Origin of the sequence: Chryseobacterium sp. 1B4, from assembly GCF_036631475.1 — a bacterium.
GTDB lineage: Bacteria > Bacteroidota > Bacteroidia > Flavobacteriales > Weeksellaceae > Chryseobacterium.
In genome coordinates, this window is record NZ_JAPNUF010000007.1 from 318,580 (window position 1) to 337,265 (window position 18,686).

11 protein-coding genes and 8 pseudogenes are annotated in these 18,686 nt (G+C 36.4%); 17 read left to right on the plus strand and 2 right to left on the minus strand.

The annotated features are described in order from the left end of the window. The first annotated feature begins 10 nt into the window (after positions 1 to 10). The 15 genes and pseudogenes from OWR28_RS10835 to OWR28_RS10900 all read left to right on the plus strand — a co-directional run bounded on the left by OWR28_RS10835 (position 11) and on the right by OWR28_RS10900 (position 13,393). A pseudogene (locus tag OWR28_RS10835) lies at positions 11 to 714 on the plus strand (SDR family oxidoreductase). A 270-nt stretch (positions 715 to 984) separates the two neighbouring features. Beyond that, positions 985 to 1,863 (plus strand): T9SS type A sorting domain-containing protein, encoded by an 879-nt coding sequence (locus OWR28_RS10840; RefSeq protein WP_332386620.1) that lies wholly within the window; start codon positions 985 to 987, stop codon positions 1,861 to 1,863. Continuing rightward, positions 1,839 to 1,949 (plus strand): T9SS type A sorting domain-containing protein, encoded by a 111-nt coding sequence (locus OWR28_RS26955; RefSeq protein ID WP_494168450.1) that lies wholly within the window; start codon positions 1,839 to 1,841, stop codon positions 1,947 to 1,949. The genes OWR28_RS10840 and OWR28_RS26955 overlap by 25 nt, the downstream gene beginning before the upstream one ends. Before the next feature lie 243 nt (positions 1,950 to 2,192). After that, on the plus strand, positions 2,193 to 2,939 hold the full coding sequence (locus OWR28_RS10845; RefSeq protein ID WP_047429867.1) for an electron transfer flavoprotein subunit beta/FixA family protein: 747 nt from the start codon (positions 2,193 to 2,195) through the stop codon (positions 2,937 to 2,939). A 40-nt stretch (positions 2,940 to 2,979) separates the two neighbouring features. Continuing rightward, positions 2,980 to 3,926, plus strand: a pseudogene (locus tag OWR28_RS10850) (electron transfer flavoprotein subunit alpha/FixB family protein). A 188-nt stretch (positions 3,927 to 4,114) separates the two neighbouring features. Then, positions 4,115 to 4,714: a bifunctional nuclease family protein gene (locus OWR28_RS10855; RefSeq protein WP_332386621.1), complete on the plus strand. Its 600-nt coding sequence runs from the start codon at positions 4,115 to 4,117 to the stop codon at positions 4,712 to 4,714. 22 nt (positions 4,715 to 4,736) lie between these two features. Continuing rightward, positions 4,737 to 6,119 carry a nucleoside permease gene (locus tag OWR28_RS10860; protein ID WP_332386622.1) on the plus strand — a complete coding sequence of 461 codons (1,383 nt, stop codon included), beginning with the start codon at positions 4,737 to 4,739 and terminating at the stop codon, positions 6,117 to 6,119. A 339-nt stretch (positions 6,120 to 6,458) separates the two neighbouring features. Further along, positions 6,459 to 6,620 carry a hypothetical protein gene (locus tag OWR28_RS10865; RefSeq protein ID WP_332386623.1) on the plus strand — a complete coding sequence of 54 codons (162 nt, stop codon included), beginning with the start codon at positions 6,459 to 6,461 and terminating at the stop codon, positions 6,618 to 6,620. 77 nt (positions 6,621 to 6,697) lie between these two features. After that, complete coding sequence (locus OWR28_RS10870) at positions 6,698 to 6,862, plus strand: hypothetical protein (RefSeq protein WP_332386624.1); 165 nt, start codon at positions 6,698 to 6,700, stop codon at positions 6,860 to 6,862. 2 nt (positions 6,863 to 6,864) lie between these two features. After that, the gene (locus OWR28_RS10875; protein ID WP_332386625.1) at positions 6,865 to 7,275 is read left to right on the plus strand and encodes a hypothetical protein; all 411 of its coding nucleotides are present in this window, start codon (positions 6,865 to 6,867) and stop codon (positions 7,273 to 7,275) included. Positions 7,276 to 7,331: 56 nt separating this feature from the next. Continuing rightward, positions 7,332 to 8,509: pseudogene (locus tag OWR28_RS10880) on the plus strand (acetyl-CoA C-acyltransferase). A gap of 106 nt (positions 8,510 to 8,615) precedes the next feature. Then, a pseudogene (locus OWR28_RS10885) lies at positions 8,616 to 10,105 on the plus strand (MFS transporter). Positions 10,106 to 10,292: 187 nt separating this feature from the next. Then, positions 10,293 to 11,219, plus strand: a complete 927-nt coding sequence (locus OWR28_RS10890) for a mevalonate kinase family protein (RefSeq protein WP_332386626.1) — start codon at positions 10,293 to 10,295, stop codon at positions 11,217 to 11,219. A gap of 10 nt (positions 11,220 to 11,229) precedes the next feature. Further along, positions 11,230 to 12,157 (plus strand): annotated as a pseudogene (locus tag OWR28_RS10895) (UbiA family prenyltransferase). A gap of 64 nt (positions 12,158 to 12,221) precedes the next feature. Then, positions 12,222 to 13,393, plus strand: a pseudogene (locus OWR28_RS10900) (proline dehydrogenase family protein). 463 nt (positions 13,394 to 13,856) lie between these two features. Here OWR28_RS10900 and OWR28_RS10905 read toward each other — a convergent pair. After that, positions 13,857 to 14,393 carry a helix-turn-helix transcriptional regulator gene (locus OWR28_RS10905; RefSeq protein ID WP_332386627.1) on the minus strand — a complete coding sequence of 179 codons (537 nt, stop codon included), beginning with the start codon at positions 14,391 to 14,393 and terminating at the stop codon, positions 13,857 to 13,859. A gap of 958 nt (positions 14,394 to 15,351) precedes the next feature. Between OWR28_RS10905 and OWR28_RS10910 the strand changes: the two are divergent. Beyond that, positions 15,352 to 16,458: pseudogene (locus tag OWR28_RS10910) on the plus strand (M14 family zinc carboxypeptidase). Between the two features lie 167 nt (positions 16,459 to 16,625). Here OWR28_RS10910 and OWR28_RS10915 read toward each other — a convergent pair. After that, a complete protein-coding gene (locus tag OWR28_RS10915) occupies positions 16,626 to 17,123 on the minus strand; it encodes a DUF4920 domain-containing protein (RefSeq protein WP_332386628.1) in 498 nt (165 codons plus the stop codon). Between the two features lie 142 nt (positions 17,124 to 17,265). On the opposite strand from OWR28_RS10915, the pseudogene OWR28_RS10920 reads away from it, so the two are divergent. Further along, positions 17,266 to 18,676: pseudogene (locus tag OWR28_RS10920) on the plus strand (APC family permease). Positions 18,677 to 18,686: the final 10 nt, after the last annotated feature.

The following is an 18,686-nucleotide window of genomic DNA, read 5'->3' on the forward strand; positions in this document are numbered from 1 at the left end:
TTTTAATCATATGCCAGAAAATAAAACCGCTTATATAACAGGAGGAACCAAAGGAATAGGTTTCGGGATTGCGAAAATTTTGCTTGAAAACGGCATCTCTGTCGCATTTTCAGGAAGAAAAAGAGAGGATGTGATGAAGGCGGAAGAAGAACTCAGACAGTATTCACAAAACGTATTAGGAATTGTTTCTGATGTAAGAAACCTGGAAAGTGAACAGGAAGCGGTAAAATATACGATTGAAAAGTTCGGAAGACTGGATTATGTAGTGGCGAATGCAGGATTGGGGATTTTTAAGCCAGTAGATGAACTTACCGCAGAAGAATGGAACGATATGATAGAGACCAACCTTACAGGTGTTTTTTACACCTTAAAGCCTCTGTTGAAGAACTTAAAAAAACAGAAGGTTATTATATCACCATTTCCAGTCTCGCAGGTGCCAATTTCTTTGAAAACGGAACAGGGTACAACGCTTCAAAATTCGGGGTAGTAGGTTTCACACAGGCCGCCATGATTGATCTAAAAAAATATAATATTAAATCTACTGTGATTATGCCGGGCTCTGTAGCCACTCACTTCAATGGAAACGTTCCTTCGGAAAAGGACTGCTGGAAGATTCAGCCTGAAGATATGGGGAATCTCGTATTGGATATTCTGAAGATGAATCCACGGGTTTTGCCAAGTAAAATAGAATTCAGGGCAACAAAACCTTTGTAATGATAGCGCTGAAGTATCTCTGTAATAAATGCTTTTAAATTATCAAATTAACCTCTAATGTATTAATCAATACTATTTTTATTCGTACGCAGCTTTCAGGATGTCTGATTAGTCGTAATCTTCAGGAATACGGTGTCTTTATCGGTAAATCTACCTAATAATTGGTATTGATTTCATTTGTAAACTGAAGTAAGTTTGAATCTGAATTAAAAATAGTATATGAAAAATTTTCTATCAATTAATGCATTCTTGTTGATTCTATTTCAAACATTGAACGCCCAGACACTGGAAAGTGACAGTTTTAATGCTTATACCATCGGAAATGTCGGAACGGATATCACTGCATCTGTTCCAGGACAAGGAGGGTTTTATACAGATTTTCCCGGAGGTTCAAATTCAGATGCACAGATTGTGAATGTAGATGCTTCACACGGAAAATCTCTGCAGCTTACCGGAAGTGCGGGTGCATCAGCAACAAAATTTATATGGAAGAACGGGCTGGGAGCAGCCTGGGCGGCAAGAACCTCTGGAAATGATATTCTTAAACTGAGCTTTAGTCTTTACACAGGAAGTCCCACAGGAGGTGTAGGAAGAGGGACTGTTTTAATATATGACGGGACCACTCATAAAACGCTGCTTGGTGCAGGATACGAGTATGATACACAGAGAATTGTAGGAATTGCATATTACACTAAAATATCAAATGGAGTAACAGGCAACTATCTTTTTTATCTGGAGCCACCTGCCTATTCCTATCCACCTAATACCTGGATTACTCTGAACTGTACATTTAATAAAACTACAGGAGCAGTTACGTGGACAACGCCTGGAGGTGTTACTTACGGGCCTGCATCCACGCATGTTCCGGCAGCGGCGGGTGTAGATCCTTTTGAGCTGGATTTTGTATCAGTAGCTGGTGTAGGGAATACCGTAGCACATATCACTTCTTTTGATGACTATATGGTAACCGCAACAAATAATGTGACATTGGTAACCAGAGAGGCTGTGGCGGAAGAACCCAATGTTTCAGTCTATCCGAATCCTGCAGCTGATTTTATTCATATACAATCTGAATCCCCTGTCACTAAAATTGAAATTGTTGATATTGCAGGAAGAAAAAGGAGATGCATTTTGATCATGATAAAATAGATATCAGAAATTTGACTCCCGGAATTTATATCATCAGCATGGAAATTAAGGGAAGCAAATTTTCTAAAAAGTTCATTAAAAAATAAGGCCAATCATTATTTTAATAATCTGTAAACGCCCTGAAATAGGGCGTTTTGTTAATTTTAATGCTCTGAATAGCAAATCAATATATATTATGCATGCATAATATATTTTTTGCTTATATTAGCAAAATTAATTCAAACAGAATCTCTGCAAAAATCGTCATGGATTAATGCACCAAAGGGAAAATAAAATAGTACGCATGAAACCGTAAGGTGACATATGACAATAAAAACAATAAGCAACATATGAAAATATTAGTTTGTATCAGTAGTGTTCCGGATACTACTTCTAAAATTAACTTTACAGCAGATAAATCTGCTTTCGACAAAAACGGAATTCAATGGGTGATCAACCCTCTAGATGAATTTGCATTGACAAAAGCGGTTAAACTTCAGGAATCTCAGGGAGCAACAGTAACAGTAATCAACGTAGGGGATGCTGCTACAGAACCTGTCATCAGAAAAGCTCTGGCTATTGGTGCTAATGATGCAGTAAGAGTAAATCTAGATCCGAAAGACAGTTATTCTACAGCAAAAGAAATTGCTGCAGTAGCTCAAAACGGAGGATATGATCTTATCCTTTGCGGAAAAGAATCTATCGATTATAACGGAGGTTCTGTTCCGGGAATGGTAGCTCAGTTATTAAACCAGCCTTTTGTAAATGCATCAGTAGGATTAGACGTAAACGGAAGCGAAGCTACTGCAGTAAGAGAAATTGAAGGTGGAAAAGAAACTATTTCAGTGAAATTACCGGCAGTTATTGCAGGTCAGAAAGGGTTGGTAGATGAGAAAGATCTTATCATCCCGAATATGAGAGGAATTATGTCTGCAAGAACAAAACCATTGCAGGTAGTAGAGCCTTCTTCTTCAGAAGTAAAAGTGCAGGGTGTATCTTATGACAGTGTTCCGCCAAGAGCAGCTGTGAAAATGGTTTCTCCTGACAATCTGGATGAGTTGGTAAGATTACTTCACGAAGAAGCTAAAGTAATCTAATCTTTAAATTTTCAATCTTTAAATTTTTAAATGTAAAACAATGGCAGTATTCGTATACGCAGAAAATATAAACGGAGTTTACAAAAAAGCGGCTTTCGAAGCAGTTTCTTATGCTAAAGCTATCGCTGATAAGGCAGGAGATAGCGTTACAACAATCTCTGTAAACCCCACTGACTCTTCAGATTTATTATACAAATATGGAGCGTCAAACGTAATCAATATCAAAGACGAAGGTCTTAAGAACTTCTCAGCAAAAGCATTTGCACAAGCGGTAAGCGAAGTGGCAGACGGAAATATCATCGTTTTCCCTCACACTACTGATGCTTCTTCTGTTGCTCCTATGCTTGCTGTGATGAAAAACTATTCTTTAATCACTAACGCATTGGAAGCTCCTGAAAGCCTTTCTCCTTTCCAGGTAAAAAGAAGAGCATTCTCCGGAAAAGGTTTCATGCATGCTAAAGCTGAAGGAAACGGAGTAATCGTTACGGTTTCTCAAAATGCTTTCGGTGTTAAAGAAAATGCAGTATCAGGTTCAGAAGAAGTGAAAAACTTATCTGTAGCGAATGAAGATACAAAAGTAATTTCTCACGAGCAGAGTTCAGGTAAATTAGACCTTAAAGAAGCTGAAATCGTTGTTTCTGCCGGTAGAGGGATGAAAGGTCCTGAAAACTGGGGAATGATCGAAGATTTAGCAAACGTTTTAGGAGCTGCTACAGCATGTTCAAAGCCTGTGTCTGATATCGGATGGAGACCTCACACAGAGCACGTAGGACAAACAGGTAAAGCGATTTCACCAAATCTTTACATTGCTGTAGGGATTTCCGGAGCAATCCAGCACCTTGCAGGGGTTAACTCTTCAAAAACGATCGTAGTAATCAACAGTGATCCTGAAGCACCATTCTTCAAATCTGCTGATTATGGAGTAGTAGGAGATGCTTTCAGATTATTCCTGCATTAACAGAGAAAATTAAAGCAATTAAAGGATAAGAGAGTGAATTGTGAATAGTTAATTCCCTTTGCTCGTCAATTTTTAATTAAATAATTCACTTGCGAAGCAAAATTCACTATTGACGTTTGACAATCATCAACAATACAAATAAAAGCTCGGCTTTCCGGGCTTTTATTTTTGCGTAAAAAGTGAAAACACAACAAAAAATTAATCTATATTTGTAGCTATGGATTATAAACAGCTAATTATTCGCGGAATATCGTACAGCCAGACCCAATCAGGCGCGTACGCATTGTTACTGGAGCATGAAGAAACACACATAAAATTACCTGTTGTTATAGGAAACTTCGAAGCCCAGTCTATCTCTCTAGGATTGGAAAAAGATATTCATCCGCCGCGTCCTCTTACCCATGATTTATTCACAAAATTTATAGTTTCTGCCAATTATGAATTGGTTTCTGTCATTATCTACCAGATTGTAGACGGAGTATTCTTCTCCAATATTAACTTTAAAAATAAAGTGACTGAAGAAGAACTGATTCTTGATGCCAGAACTTCTGATGCTGTTGCAATGGCTGTAAGATTTGATGCACCGATATTTACAACCCAGCAGGTATTAAATGAAGCCGGAATTTTACTGGAGCTGGAAGATGTTTCAAAAGAAGACCAGTCTTTCTCAGAAACTGTACAGACAGAAGATAATCTAAAATCTCTTTCTATGGAGGAGCTTCAGAAACTATTGGATGAAGCTGTGAAAGAAGAAGACTATGATACTGCCCTTGAGATTCAGGAAGAAATCAAGAGGAGGAAAAAGAAAATTGACTAAAGAGATACTTTTTATATAAACTATGAATTTAAAATTACGACTGACCATCCTCAGTTTCCTCCAGTTTTTTGTTTGGGGAGCATGGCTGATTACGATGGCAAACTTTTGGTTTGGCACAAAACATTGGGACGGAACTCAGTTTGGAGCTGTCTTCGGAACAATGGGAATTGCGTCCATCTTTATGCCAACCATTACTGGAATTATTGCTGACCGCTGGGTAAATGCGGAACGTATATTTTCAGTACTCCACATCCTTTATGGGGTTATTCTTTTCATACTACCTCATTCTGCAGATCCTAATTCTTTTTTCTCGGTAATGCTTGTGGCAATGTGTTTCTACATGCCTACCATCGCACTGGCCAATTCAATTTCTTATACAATCCTGAAAAATAACAATCTGGATGTAGTGAAAGACTTCCCGCCGATTCGTGTATGGGGAACTATTGGTTTTATTGTTGCCATGTGGATCACCAACCTTAGTGGAAATAAAGCTACAGAAGGACAGTTTTATATCGGAGGAGCCGTAGCAATGTTCTTAGGAATCTATGCACTTACATTACCAAAATGTCCGCCGCAAAAACTGATTGATAAAAATTCACCGTTATCCGAGCAATTAGGTTTGAATGCCTTTAAGCTTTTCGGAAACTATAAAATGGCATTGTTCTTTATGTTTTCCATGCTTTTGGGAGCAGCACTTCAGCTTACCAATGCCTATGGAGATGTTTTCTTAAGTGAATTTGCCCATTTCCCCAAATATGCAGATTCATTCGTAGTACAGAGATCTACCATCATTATGTCTATTTCACAGGTTTCAGAAACATTGTTTATTCTTGCAATTCCTTTCTTCCTGAAGAAATTTGGAATTAAAAAAGTGATGTTGATGTCAATGCTCGCATGGGTTCTAAGGTTTGGATTCTTTGCTTATGGAGTTCCGGACGGATTCGGGCTTTCGTTGATTATTCTTTCCTGTATTGTATACGGAATGGCCTTCGATTTCTTTAATATCTCCGGTTCACTTTTCGTAGAAACAACTACTGATAAAAAAATACGTTCTTCAGCTCAGGGATTATTCATGATGATGACGAACGGTTTCGGGGCTGTTTTCGGAAGTTATATTGCAGGATGGGCCATCGACAAATTCTTTACCCATAAGTTTTCAACCGCTGCAGATCTGTCTGCTTATCTTGAAACCAGCCCTGATAATCCTACTTTCCTTGAAATTTTGAAGAACAGCTTCAATGCTGCTGTTAATTCAGATGGTACACTATCTTCTGTAGTGATGGTAAAAGACTGGCATCAGATATGGCTTTCTTTCGCAATCTATGCGTTAGTACTGGCGATATTCTTTGCTGTTTTATTTAAACACAAGCACAATCCGGAAGATGTTTCATCCGTAAAACATTAATTGAAACTTACATTGTATTAAGATATTAAATTGCATTTTGAAAAAATGCAATTTTTTTATTTTAAGGTGATTATGCGGAGTAAATCTGCTTGTTCATAAGTACTTTACTTCTGCTTTTAATAATAATGCTTCACTGAACAAAAAATATGGTCTTCAGATAGGAATAAGAATAGCAAATGGTAATTTAAAATTTAATAATAAATTCATTTTTTCTTTACATAATAATTAAAAATATCAAATATTTTTTATGTCTAACAAGTGTTCGGGTGCTAAACTTCTATTTTTAAAACACACTGTTTAAAAGTGTGTTTTTTTTTGTATTTTGGCACTTTAGTAAATATGAAAAATATTCAGTTATTAGGATTAATTTTAGTCATCGTAGGCAGCTTTTTACCCTTGGTACATGTGCCTGTCATCGGAAACTGGAACTATTGGAAGCTTGATCATTATCTGGCTATTATGTGCTGGATTTTTCTGCTTGTGCAGTTTTTGGAATTGTAAATAACAGTACCGGGGTCGTTAGATTTTTTGGTATTCTGCTTATCCTTTTATTCGGATTTACCTTAGTTGCAGTGAAAATGCAGTCGCTTCAATACTTTAGCTTTTTACCATTCAAATCTTGGCAGGAAACCTTTGCAGGAATTGTTAAGCTGAAATGGGGATGGGCGGTAGAGTTCTCAGGTGCTTTGATGATGGTTTTCGCAGGAGGAAATAAAAAAGTAAACAATAGAACACAGATATAAAAATGAATTTATTAAAAATATTTTCAGCTGGAATTTTGCTGACAGCAGCTATTCAGGTAGATGCTCAGGCAACAGGACAGAAAAAGCCGGATAATCCGCCTAAATGCGGCAATATAAAAGAAGGAAAATTTGTAAGACCCAATTATCCGGAAGAAATATGGCATATGACCATTAAGGATAATATTCAGACTGAATATTTGAATAATGGAAAAGATTACATCAAATCGACACTGGTTTTTGTGGATGACTGCAATTACAAGGTAATCGTGATGGAAAAATCAGATAAAAATAATCCTGCACAGATAGGAGATGTCTTCAATAATAAAATTGTAGCCACTCAGGACAACCTTCTGAAAGTGAATACTAAAATTGAAGGAACTCAATTTGATGTGGTGTACGTAAAAGTAAAATAAATTCAAACTATAAAAAAGGGAATTAAATTCCCTTAGCTAAAATAAAAATTATATACATGAAAGAAGTATTCATTGTTTCCGCAGTAAGAACACCTATGGGGAGTTTTATGGGAAGCTTATCAACAGTTCCGGCTACAAAACTGGGAGCAACTGCCGTAAAAGGAGCATTAGATAAAATCGGTTTAGATCCCAATAATGTTCAGGAAATCTATATGGGGAATGTTCTTCAGGCAGGAGAAGGCCAGGCGCCGGCTCGTCAGGTGGCTTTAGGAGCAGGTCTTTCAATCAATACTCCATCTACTACAGTAAATAAAGTTTGTGCTTCAGGGATGAAGGCTGTAACAATGGCTGCTCAGGCAATCAAAGCCGGTGATGCAGACGTAATTGTTGCAGGAGGTATGGAGAATATGTCTTTGGTTCCCCACTATTACAATGCAAGAGTGGCCACTAAATTAGGCGATATCAAAATGCTTGACGGAATGGTACTTGACGGTCTTACAGATGTATACAACAAAGTACATATGGGTGTATGCGCAGAAAAATGTGCTGCAGACTATAATATTACAAGAGAGGATCAGGATAACTTCGCTATAGAATCTTACAAAAGATCTGCAAAAGCATGGAGCGAAGGAAAATTCAATGAAGAAATTGTACCGGTTTCTATTCCTCAGAGAAAAGGAGAACCAGTAATCTTTGCTGAAGATGAAGAATACAAAGCAGTAAACTTCGACAGAATTTCAACACTTCCTACCGTATTCAAAAAGAAGAAGGTACAGTAACAGCAGCAAATGCATCTACTTTGAATGACGGAGCTTCCGCATTAATCCTTGTTTCCAAAGAAAAAATGGAAGAACTTGGACTGAAGCCTCTTGCAAAGATCGTTTCTTATGCTGATGCAGCTCAGGTGCCTGAAAACTTTACTACGGCTCCGGCAAAAGCGCTGCCTATCGCTCTTAAAAAAGCAGGATTGGAAATTTCAGATATTGATTTCTTTGAATTCAACGAAGCATTCTCCGTAGTAGGATTGGCTAACAATAAAATCTTAGGACTGGATGCTGCCAAAGTAAACGTAAACGGAGGTGCTGTAGCATTAGGACACCCACTGGGAAGTTCAGGCTCAAGAATCATTGTAACTTTAATTAACGTATTGAAGCAAAATAACGCAAAATACGGTGCTGCAGCAATCTGCAACGGTGGTGGAGGTGCTTCTGCTATCGTGATTGAGAATATCTAATATTCTGTTTCAGAATATATTACCATTAAGGAATCGATAATTTTTTTAAAAACTTATCCATTTCTTAATGGTTTTTTTATTTTTGTGCTACTAATATTTATTTGAAATGTCTGAAACTGAGAATCGACAGCCTAAAAACATAAAGAATAATCCGAAGATTATGAAGGCCTGGGCTGTGTATGACTGGGCAAACTCCGTGTATTCCCTGGTTATCACCTCTACCATTTTCCCCATTTATTATTCTATCCTTACCACTGCTTACGAGAAAAAAGAATATGTAGCAGAAACAAAATCCTGGATAGATGTCCCGGTAAGGCATACCATCAAAATTTTTGGAGAAGGATATCAGCCGGATGCTGTATATGGGTATTCACTTACCATATCGTTTTTTATTGTAGTATTGTTGTCGCCGTTTTTATCTTCTTTGGCAGATACGATAGGAAACAAAAATCTTTCCTGCAGTTTTTCTGCTACCTGGGGGCAACTTCATGTATGGGACTGGCTATGTTTACAGGAATGCATAATGTCTTTCTGGGGCTTCTATTCAGCATTACGGCCAGTGTCGGCTTCTGGGGAAGCCTGGTGTTTTATAACTCGTTCCTTCCCGATATTGCCACTCCGGACAGGCAGGATGCACTTTCTGCGAGAGGATATGTTTACGGATATATCGGCTCCGTAGTGTTAGTGGTGATCTGTTTGGTACTGATTCAGGTTTTTGCCAAAGGAGCTGCTCAGCAACTACTGTTTACAAGAATCAGTTTCCTGCTTACAGGAGCATGGTGGTTCGGGTTTTCTCAATATACGTTCAAACATCTTCCTCAGTTTGGGGATGTAAAGGATAAGCTTCCTAAAGATCTTGTATTGCTGAACTATAAAAATATCTTCAAAAAGCACGAAGAGCAGGGAGGTTTTTTTGAAGTATTTAAAGATAATCTTAGCTTTTATAAAGATATTGCAAAAGAAAGTTTCCATGAACTGTTCAAAGTAGGCGGAGAGCTTTTCAAAGACAAAAATCTGAAATTCTTCCTGTCAAGTTTCTTCTTTTACAGCGTAGGAATGCAGACTATTTTCCTGATGGCAACCTTATTTGGGAAAAGTGAAATCAACCTGGCTCAGGATAAACTGATCGGAACGCTTCTGGTCATCCAGATTGAAGCGATTATCGGGGCTGTTATTTTCTCAAGATTATCTAAGAGAATCGGTAATAAAAATGTTATTTCAATTGCTATTATACTTTGGATTATAGCTTGTATCTGGGCTTATTTCCTTAATAAAGAAAATCCTACAGTAGAATATCAGTTTTACGGGGTAGCCGCAGTGGTAGGCCTTGTAATGGGTGGACTTCAGGCAATGTCCAGATCCACATACTCAAAGCTGCTTCCGGAAAACTCTATGGAAAATACCACCTACTTCAGCTTCTATGATGTACTGGAGAAAATAGCCATCATCATAGGAACATTTATCTTCGCTACATTAATTGAACATTTCAACAATATGCGTATTGCCGCATTGTCAATGACCATATTCTTCGGCGCAGGGCTTATTTTAATCCGCTTCCTGAAGGTCAAAATGAGAAAAGACAGAGAAACATTATAAAATTGAAAAGGCGTTATTTTTAACGTCTTTTTTATTGCCTTTTTCTTTAAAATTATATTTATTTATCATATTTATTTCGTATTTTTAATAAAAAAACTGAAGAAAGTAAAATAGAAAACAATTCGGCCTGAGTTTTGCTTATATTCAGCGGAATAATTTTAACTTTGCAAAAAGATTTATTGTCAAAATGACCAACCCTTTATTTTATGCAAAAATAATCCTGTTTGGAGAATATGGAATGATTGAAGATTCCCAGGGGCTTGTAGTACCTTACAGCTTCTATAAAGGGACTTTAAAGTTTTCCGGTTTGGCTTCTGAATTTGAGCTTAATTCCAACAGGCATCTGCAGAAATATTCTGAATTTCTTACAAAACTTGATCTTTCCGACGATTTCAAACTGGATATTGAGAGTTTCAAAAAAGATATTTCAAACGGACTTTTCTTTGATTCCAATATTCCGCAGGGATATGGAGTGGGAAGTTCCGGTGCGCTGGTAGCTGCTATTTTTGAAAAATATTCAGTCAGTAAACTTAATCCTGAGAACATCTCCAAGGATAATCTTAAAAAATTAAAAGCTGTTTTTGGTGAAATGGAGAGCTATTTCCATGGCAAAAGCTCAGGAATGGATCCACTGATCTGCTACATGAACCTGCCGATTCTTATCGAAAATAAAGAAAATCTAGACCGGGTAAATATTCCCGAAGGTGAAGAAGGAAAAGGAGCTATATTCCTGATTGATTCCGGTATGACAGGGGAGACAGGACCTATGATTCAGATTTTCTTTGAAAAAATGAAAACAGAAGGTTTCCGAAAAACCCTTAAAGAAGAGTTTATCCGTTACAATAATGCATGTATTGATTCTTTCCTTAAAAAAGATATGAATCCTTTCTTCAGAAATCTTAAAAAGCTTTCTCATTGGGCATATGAGCATTTCCGTCCTATGATCCCTGAAAGTATCTTTAATATCTGGAAAAAAGGACTGGATTCTAACGCTTATTATCTGAAACTCTGCGGAAGCGGTGGAGGCGGCTATATCTTAGGATTTACCAAAGACTATGCAAAAGCAGAAAAAATGCTTGAAGGCTTCCAGAAAGAAGTGATTTACAGATTTTAAAAAGATTGGAATGAATTCTGAAAAAGAACCTTTCCAATCTAAAAACGATCTCTCAAAATCTCTATTTTACAGATTTTCACAATTCGTGGGCTTTTTGCTCGGAGCACGCTTTTTTGTAGCTGCCCTGCTGACATTTGCCCTCTATGTTTCTACTTTTTCCTGTTTAATCAGGATGAATCTTTCAGAAATTTCGTCTTCGATTTTAAAGTACACGGTATTATTTTTTGTACCGTCCTTACCATCCTGGCTGGCGGTATCATCAACCAGTTCTATGACCTGGAGAAAGATCATGTGGTAAAACCATTCAGAACAAGGCTTCAGAGCTTTATCAAACAAAAATATTTCCTGTATGCTTACCTGGCGCTGAGTGCTGTTTCTTTGGGTATTGCCTGGATGATTTCCCACAACGTTTTTGTTTTTTTATAATCTATCAGTTTTTTATGTGGTTTTACAGCCATAAACTGAGCAGAATACTGATATTAAACAACCTTACTTTTGTCAGTCTCACGCTGTATCCGTTCTTTGGAATGATGGTTTACTATGAGACGTTTTCCAAAAAGGTATTCCTGATGGCTGTTTTTCTTTTCCTTATCCTGTTATGTATTGATATTGTAAAAGATACCCTTACCCGAAGTGTAGATAAAGCATTCGGGTATATTACCATTCCTAATTATTTTAAAACCAGAAATACAAAAATCATTCTGACTTCCTTATTGATAATTACGATGGTAGTTTCTATGAAGATTATTACAAAAACCGGTATTACCGGATTCATGGCATATTATTTTGCCGGCGGCCTTTTTGTCATGATCGTATGTATTTATCTTCTTATAAATGCTTCCCGGAGAAGTAACTTCTTTACATTGAATATATTACGGTTCTGGGTTTTCATAGGAATCATAGCAATGCTCTTAAACGGAATAGAGCATAAATTATAAAAAAATTCTTTTAAATAAACTGAGGTTATTATTACCTTTGCATAACTAAATTTAATAAATAGGAATGCCCATTTTTAATGATACTAAAATTGCATTTGCAGACAAGTCTGATGCACAATTGAGAAAGGCTTACTGGATGTTTAAAATGATTGAACAGCCCGCTCTTACAAGCCTTGGAACATCTGTTCTGAATTTCACAGTACATAACAATTTTCCTTTCGTTACAGGAATTGTAAAGAATACCTTATTTGAACAGTTCTGCGGTGGAGAAACCCGTGAAGAAAGTATGAAAGTTGTGAAGCAGCTTTTCAAAAGAGGAGTCGGAAGTATTTTCGATTACTCTATTGAAGGAAAAGAAGATGAGGAAACTTTTGATGCAGTTTGCAAGGAAATTAAGGATATTGTAAGATTCTCAGTAGGAAATCCGGCAATTCCTTTTATCGTATTTAAGCCTACCGCTTTCGGAAGAATTGATCTTTATGAAGCCGTTGGGAAAGGGGCAGAACTTACTACAAGCCAGAAAGAAGAATGGGAAAGAGTGGTAAGAAGATTTGATGAAGTATGTGGTCTTTGCCATGAGAACGATAAAAAAGTAATGGTAGATGCTGAAGAAACCTGGATGCAGGACGCAGCAGACCACCTTTGCGAAGAGATGATGGAGAAATACAACCAGCAGAAACCTATCGTTTGGAATACCATCCAGATGTACAGAACCGGAAGGCTGGAATATATGGAAGCTCATCTTCAGAGAGCAAGAGAAAAAATTATTTCATCGGTTATAAAATTGTTCGTGGTGCTTATATGGAAAAAGAAAGAGCCAGAGCAGCAGAAAAAGGATATGCAGATCCGATTCAGCCGTCAAAAGAAGCTTCAGATAAAAACTATAATGCAGGAATCGACTTTGTAATGGAGCACCTGGATAAGGTTTCAGCGTTTTTCGGGACCCATAATGAAATTTCTTCGGAACTGATTATGGATAAAATGAAGGCAAAATCTCTGGAAAACGGTAACCCACATGTCTATTTCGGACAGCTTTACGGGATGAGTGATAATATCACCTTCTATCTGTCAGATAAAGGCTATAATGTGGCTAAATATCTCCCATACGGACCTGTAAAGGATGTTGTTCCTTATTTGACAAGAAGAGCCCAGGAAAACACCTCTGTGGCCGGGCAGACCGGAAGAGAGCTTGGACTCATCAAAAAAGAACTGGAAAGAAGAAAGAAACAATCATAATAATTGTTCTTAATAAATCAATAAGACCTGCAGTTTTGCGGGTCTTTTTTATTGGGTTAATTCCTTAAATACTGTTAATTGCTGAATCAAAAAATTAGAAATTTAAATTAATTTAATAATAACCAATCCATTTACTGTTTATATTGATTATATATTAAAATAATTATATTTTTATTGTTGATTTGATTTTAAATATTTATATTTGATAAAGACATAAAAACTAACAAATGGAAATGTTTTCACTGACTGTGATAAGTCCCATGGACATCTTACTCATATGATAAGCCACAGTAATTACCCCTAAAAAACCGGCATTATAAAATTATAAAACAGGAGCAGATGATTATAAGATAAATTCTATCAGCTGAGCTCTTGTCAAAAATTTTAAAAATAAAATAAAGCAATAGCTTTAGTTTTCTTCTTCAAATATTTTTTAACCTGATCATTTCTCTGATCAGGTTTTTTAAAACTCAAAACTTTCGAATTTTCCATTTTCGTAGAAGAGAACTATACGTTTTATTTTACTTTGCTGATTACCAAACAGTTGCCCTAAAATCTGATCACCGGAATTTTCTAATCGCTGAGAATCCGATATTTTTTCCTGAGCCTTATCCTTGTCCGTTATAAACGATTCTCCAGCACTTGATTTCGGAGCCTCTGCTTCTGTTTCTTCACTTCCGAATTCCTCATCATCATTCATCATCGTAAAAAGATCGGGTAGTGGAGTTGTTTTTATTTTCTCCTCTTCGGTATGTTCTTCGTTAATTTCTGATGCCGGCAGTTGGGATTTCAGCATCTCACCCTCACCGGTAACCAGCCAGTCCCATAAAAGTTCCGGGAAACGGGATTTTATTTTTATGATAAATTCAAGAGACGGTTTGTTTCTTCCTGATGTGATATGTGAAATGGATGAACGCTGCACATCAATCTCATCAGCAAACTCAGAAGGAGTAAGATTGGAATACTCTATAATTTTTGAAATTCTTTCATTTAAACTCATAAAAATAAGTCTTTAATTATTTTACAAATGTAACATATATAATTTACAAATGCAAAATACAATTGTAAATAAATTTACTTTTGTCTGTATACATTTGTAACCTGATAATAACTCATTGTCAATCAATATAGTATACAGTAATTACAATTGTATTAATAGCAAAATTGTTCTAAATCCTGCCATGAGTAATTTTAATAGGCCTATGGGTTAAACAGCTTATTTACTTAAAAATAAAGTTTAATATTGTAAATTTCTGCTTTTATTAATAACTATTTTGACCTTAAAATTCTCCTGAAAAACTTTATTTACATTATTAATCCATTTTTGATAGGCTGATCTGTTGTAATACCATATTTATATGATTAATAAGCATTTATTTATTATATACAAAAGTAAATTACTGATGTAAATACGGTTTTTAGCCTAAATAAGCATCAAATCTTGAGAAATTATCTTGTTGATAAACTACTTATTTTTCTACCTTTTAAAATTCATGGAAAACAGCGATAAAAAATAAAATATTCCATGGAAATTCTGATTTTTAAGGTATTTACATTTGTATACGCGAATAGATATCTAAGTTTTCCACAATTAGTATGTTTAAAAAAATAACGCTCAATCGCCCTTATACAGCATTATTTTTACTTCAAGTATAGTTCTAAATGTAATTTAAATAAATTTTATAACTAGTTGAATTTAAATATTTTAAATATAAGTAATTAAATTATTCGCAATCCACAATTTTATCCACAGACAATTTGTCCATATGTTTTGTTTAACAATGTTACAAATGTTAACGGGCTTACTTAACTTAAAATTGGTGTGGGTTAAATTTTGTAAATTCATCTTCAACCAAGATGTTAAATGTAAATTCGGTTATTTTATTGATGTTTACAAATGTTAAATTAAATTTTAACCCAAAAATGGCTAAATTTGATTCCTGTAATTATTTCGCAAAATGAATTTTGAACAAATCTATTCTCAGAACCCCGATTTCTCAAATCGCTATATTTCTCCTGAAAAATTATTTTCTTATCTACAGGCAAATCTCAGCGATTACATTCACCAGATCGGAACATCCTATTTAGATAAGCCTATTTATCAGTTAAGTATCGGAACAGGAAATATCCAGGTGCTGGCCTGGTCACAAATGCACGGCAATGAATCCAATGCGACTCATGCTATGCTTGATCTGTTGGTAAGTCTTAATAAAGCTCAGGAAATGAAAGAAGACTTATTCAGTAAAATAAGGCTTGATTTTATATTCATGCTGAATCCCGACGGATCTGAAAGATGGACCAGATTGAATGCAGCTAATATCGATCTGAACAGAGATTTTCACAACGAAGCAAGTAAAGAGATCAAATTCTTGAAAAAAGCAGCCGCTTCCAGGAAATATGATTATGCGTTAAACCTTCATGAGCAGAGAACCATTTTTACCACTGACGGTATTCATCCTGCTACACTTTCTTTTTAGCTCCGTCCGAAAATGTAGAGCGTACCGTGACTGAAAACAGAAAAAAATGTATGGCAGTTATCGGAAGCGTATACAACCATTTAAAAGAATTGATTCCTAACCAGATCGGAAGATATTCCGATGAATTCTATCCCACTTCTACGGGAGATAATTTCATTAAAGCCGGAATGCCGACTATTTTATTTGAAGGCGGACACTTTGTGGATGACTATACCAGAAAAGGAACCAGAAAATATTATACCATTGCCCTTTATTATGCCTTGAAGGCAATCAGTGAACTCAACTCTGATATTACAGGTTGGGAAACATACCTTGAAATTCCGGAGAACAGGGAAACTCATTATGATATCATTTACAGGAATGTAAAATTGAATACTGACCATGAATGTATTTTGGATATTGCCGTTCAATACAGGGAAATCAAAGAAGAAGGAAAGGATGATATTTCTTTTATTCCTTTCGTAATGGAAGCCGGAGATGTGAAACAAAAAAGGCTGGCTGGAAATAGACTGCACCGGAAAGAAATTTATTTCTGCAACCAAATATCCTAAACTGGATGCGGTTGTGGACTTTAAAATAGAAGATTAAAAAGACTTTAAATAATCTTCTTATAAAGTTTCGGCAGCCCTTCAGGGCTGCCGAAACTTTTATAACTAATTTCCAAAATTCAAATGGCTGTCCACTCAATTTATAATGTTATTCAATAGGAATGGGCTTAGCCAAAACTTAATTTTAGAATGTGATTCCTCTAAAGGTTAGTTAACCACTTTAATTCCGTTAGCTACAAACCTGATTTCCTCTTTTGGCTGAGTGATAGCATCAATTTCAGACTGAGGCTTTTTAGCGTCTTCCGCATAATGTTTCTGTTCATTCACAGAAGTTACTTTTCTTTCTGCATTCCCTTCCAGTACTACATTTTTTCCCTTTAAAGCTGTAGGTACAAAGAACGCATAATCTTTCATTTTTACAAAAAACTTGGAATTGTCTTCCGTCTGAATAGTAAGCCAGCAGCCTTTTTTGTCGCAGACATCAGTTACCTTTCCTTTAACAGCAACATTCTCAACTTTTTTATTGTCTTTTTTAAGCTTTTTATTCAATTTATCTGCTGTGATCGCTTTGGATTCAGCGGATGAACTTACCTGATCTCCATAAGTATCACCTACCAAAGCCTTTCCTTCCGGAGGACCGGATTGGGCAAATGCTAATGACGAAGCTGTTAATGCTGCACCAAATAATATTGCTTTGAATTTCATGTCTAATATTTTTTCCAAAAATACTAATTAAAATTGAATCATAACGGAATAAAGAATAACAAAAGGCAGTTGTTTTAAGGAATTTTCAACAAATTTGAAAATCAACGGCAGATTTGATTATATTTGATCCCTATACTTGACTATGCAGAAAAAACTGAAACTATGGGATGCCATCATGCTGGTGATGGGATCGATGATCGGAAGCGGAATTTTTATCGTAAGTGCTGATATGATGCGGAACCTGGGATCAGGTTTTTGGCTGATAATAGTATGGGTCATTACAGGAGTGATGACTGTGGCAGCAGCTATAAGCTACGGAGAACTTTCTGCACTCTTTCCGAAGGCCGGAGGGCAATATACTTATCTGAAAGAGATTTTCGGGAAAAAATGGGATTCCTTTACGGATGGGGACTATTTACGGTAATACAGACCGGAACTATTGCTGCAGTGGCAATGGCTTTTGGAAAATTTACCGCTTATTTAGTTCCGTCATTGAATGATGCTGCCCCGATTTTTCAAAGTGGTGAATTTAAAATCACATGGATCCAGATTCTGGCGATTGGTGTGATTTTGCTGCTTACCTACATTAATACCAGGGGAGTAGAAAGTGGTAAAATACTTCAGAATATCTTTACAGGCTCCAAAATTATTGCATTATTAGGCTTAATTGCTGCCGGTTTTATATTGGTAGACATCTCTCATTTATCAGGAAACTTCAGCTGGGGAACAGATTCCTTTAATAACCTTAAAAAGATCTGAGTGGCAATTTCCTGAAAGAAGGCTGGGAACCAATCGGAGGAATGACTCTTCTTGGGGGAATTGCCGCAGCAATGGTAGGTTCCGTTTTCAGCTCTGTTGCCTGGGAAAGTGTAACATTCGTTTCCGGTGAAATTGAAAATCCTAAAAAGAATGTGGTAAAGTCCATGATTTACGGTACTTCTGCTGTAATGATTCTTTATATCGCAGTAAATTATGTCTATCTCAATGCGCTTGACAGAGATAATATTGCGTTTGCAGCCAATGACAGGGTAGCAGTAGCAGCCTCTCAGAATATATTTGGAAGTGCGGGAACCATTATTATCGCTTTATTGGTGATGATTTCCACATTTGGATGCAACAACGGACTCATTCTGGCAGGAGCCAGAGTTTTCCAGACGATGGCAAAAGACGGTATGTTCTTTAAATCAGCAGTACAAAACAATAAAAATGAAGTTCCTGAAAATGCTTTATGGATGCAGGGAGTCTGGGCTTCTATCCTGTGTCTGAGCGGGCAGTATGGAAATTTGCTGGATATGATCTCTTTCGTAATCGTTCTTTTCTATATGATTACGGTTTTTGGAGTTATCTATTTAAGAATGAAACAACCGGATCTGGAAAGACCTTATAAGACATGGCTTTATCCGGTAACGCCTGTTATTTACCTTCTGATAGGAACCTGTTTTTGTATCTTATTGCTGATTTACAAACAGCAATATACATGGCCTGGCTTTATACTGGTATTACTCGGGCTTCCGGTGTATTATTTTATCAACCGTAAAAAGGCAGATCAGTAAAATACGATAC

Coding starts and splice junctions, on each gene's coding strand:
- OWR28_RS10865 (WP_332386623.1), top strand. CDS start 6,459: ATGAAAAATATTCAGTTATTAGGATTAATTTTAGTCATCGTAGGCAGC.
- OWR28_RS10860 (WP_332386622.1), top strand. CDS start 4,737: ATGAATTTAAAATTACGACTGACCATCCTCAGTTTCCTCCAGTTTTTT.
- OWR28_RS10870 (WP_332386624.1), top strand. CDS start 6,698: ATGCAGTCGCTTCAATACTTTAGCTTTTTACCATTCAAATCTTGGCAG.
- OWR28_RS10845 (WP_047429867.1), top strand. CDS start 2,193: ATGAAAATATTAGTTTGTATCAGTAGTGTTCCGGATACTACTTCTAAA.
- OWR28_RS10890 (WP_332386626.1), top strand. CDS start 10,293: ATGACCAACCCTTTATTTTATGCAAAAATAATCCTGTTTGGAGAATAT.
- OWR28_RS10875 (WP_332386625.1), top strand. CDS start 6,865: ATGAATTTATTAAAAATATTTTCAGCTGGAATTTTGCTGACAGCAGCT.
- OWR28_RS26955 (WP_494168450.1), top strand. CDS start 1,839: ATGCATTTTGATCATGATAAAATAGATATCAGAAATTTGACTCCCGGA.
- OWR28_RS10915 (WP_332386628.1), bottom strand. CDS start 17,123: ATGAAATTCAAAGCAATATTATTTGGTGCAGCATTAACAGCTTCGTCA.
- OWR28_RS10855 (WP_332386621.1), top strand. CDS start 4,115: ATGGATTATAAACAGCTAATTATTCGCGGAATATCGTACAGCCAGACC.
- OWR28_RS10905 (WP_332386627.1), bottom strand. CDS start 14,393: ATGAGTTTAAATGAAAGAATTTCAAAAATTATAGAGTATTCCAATCTT.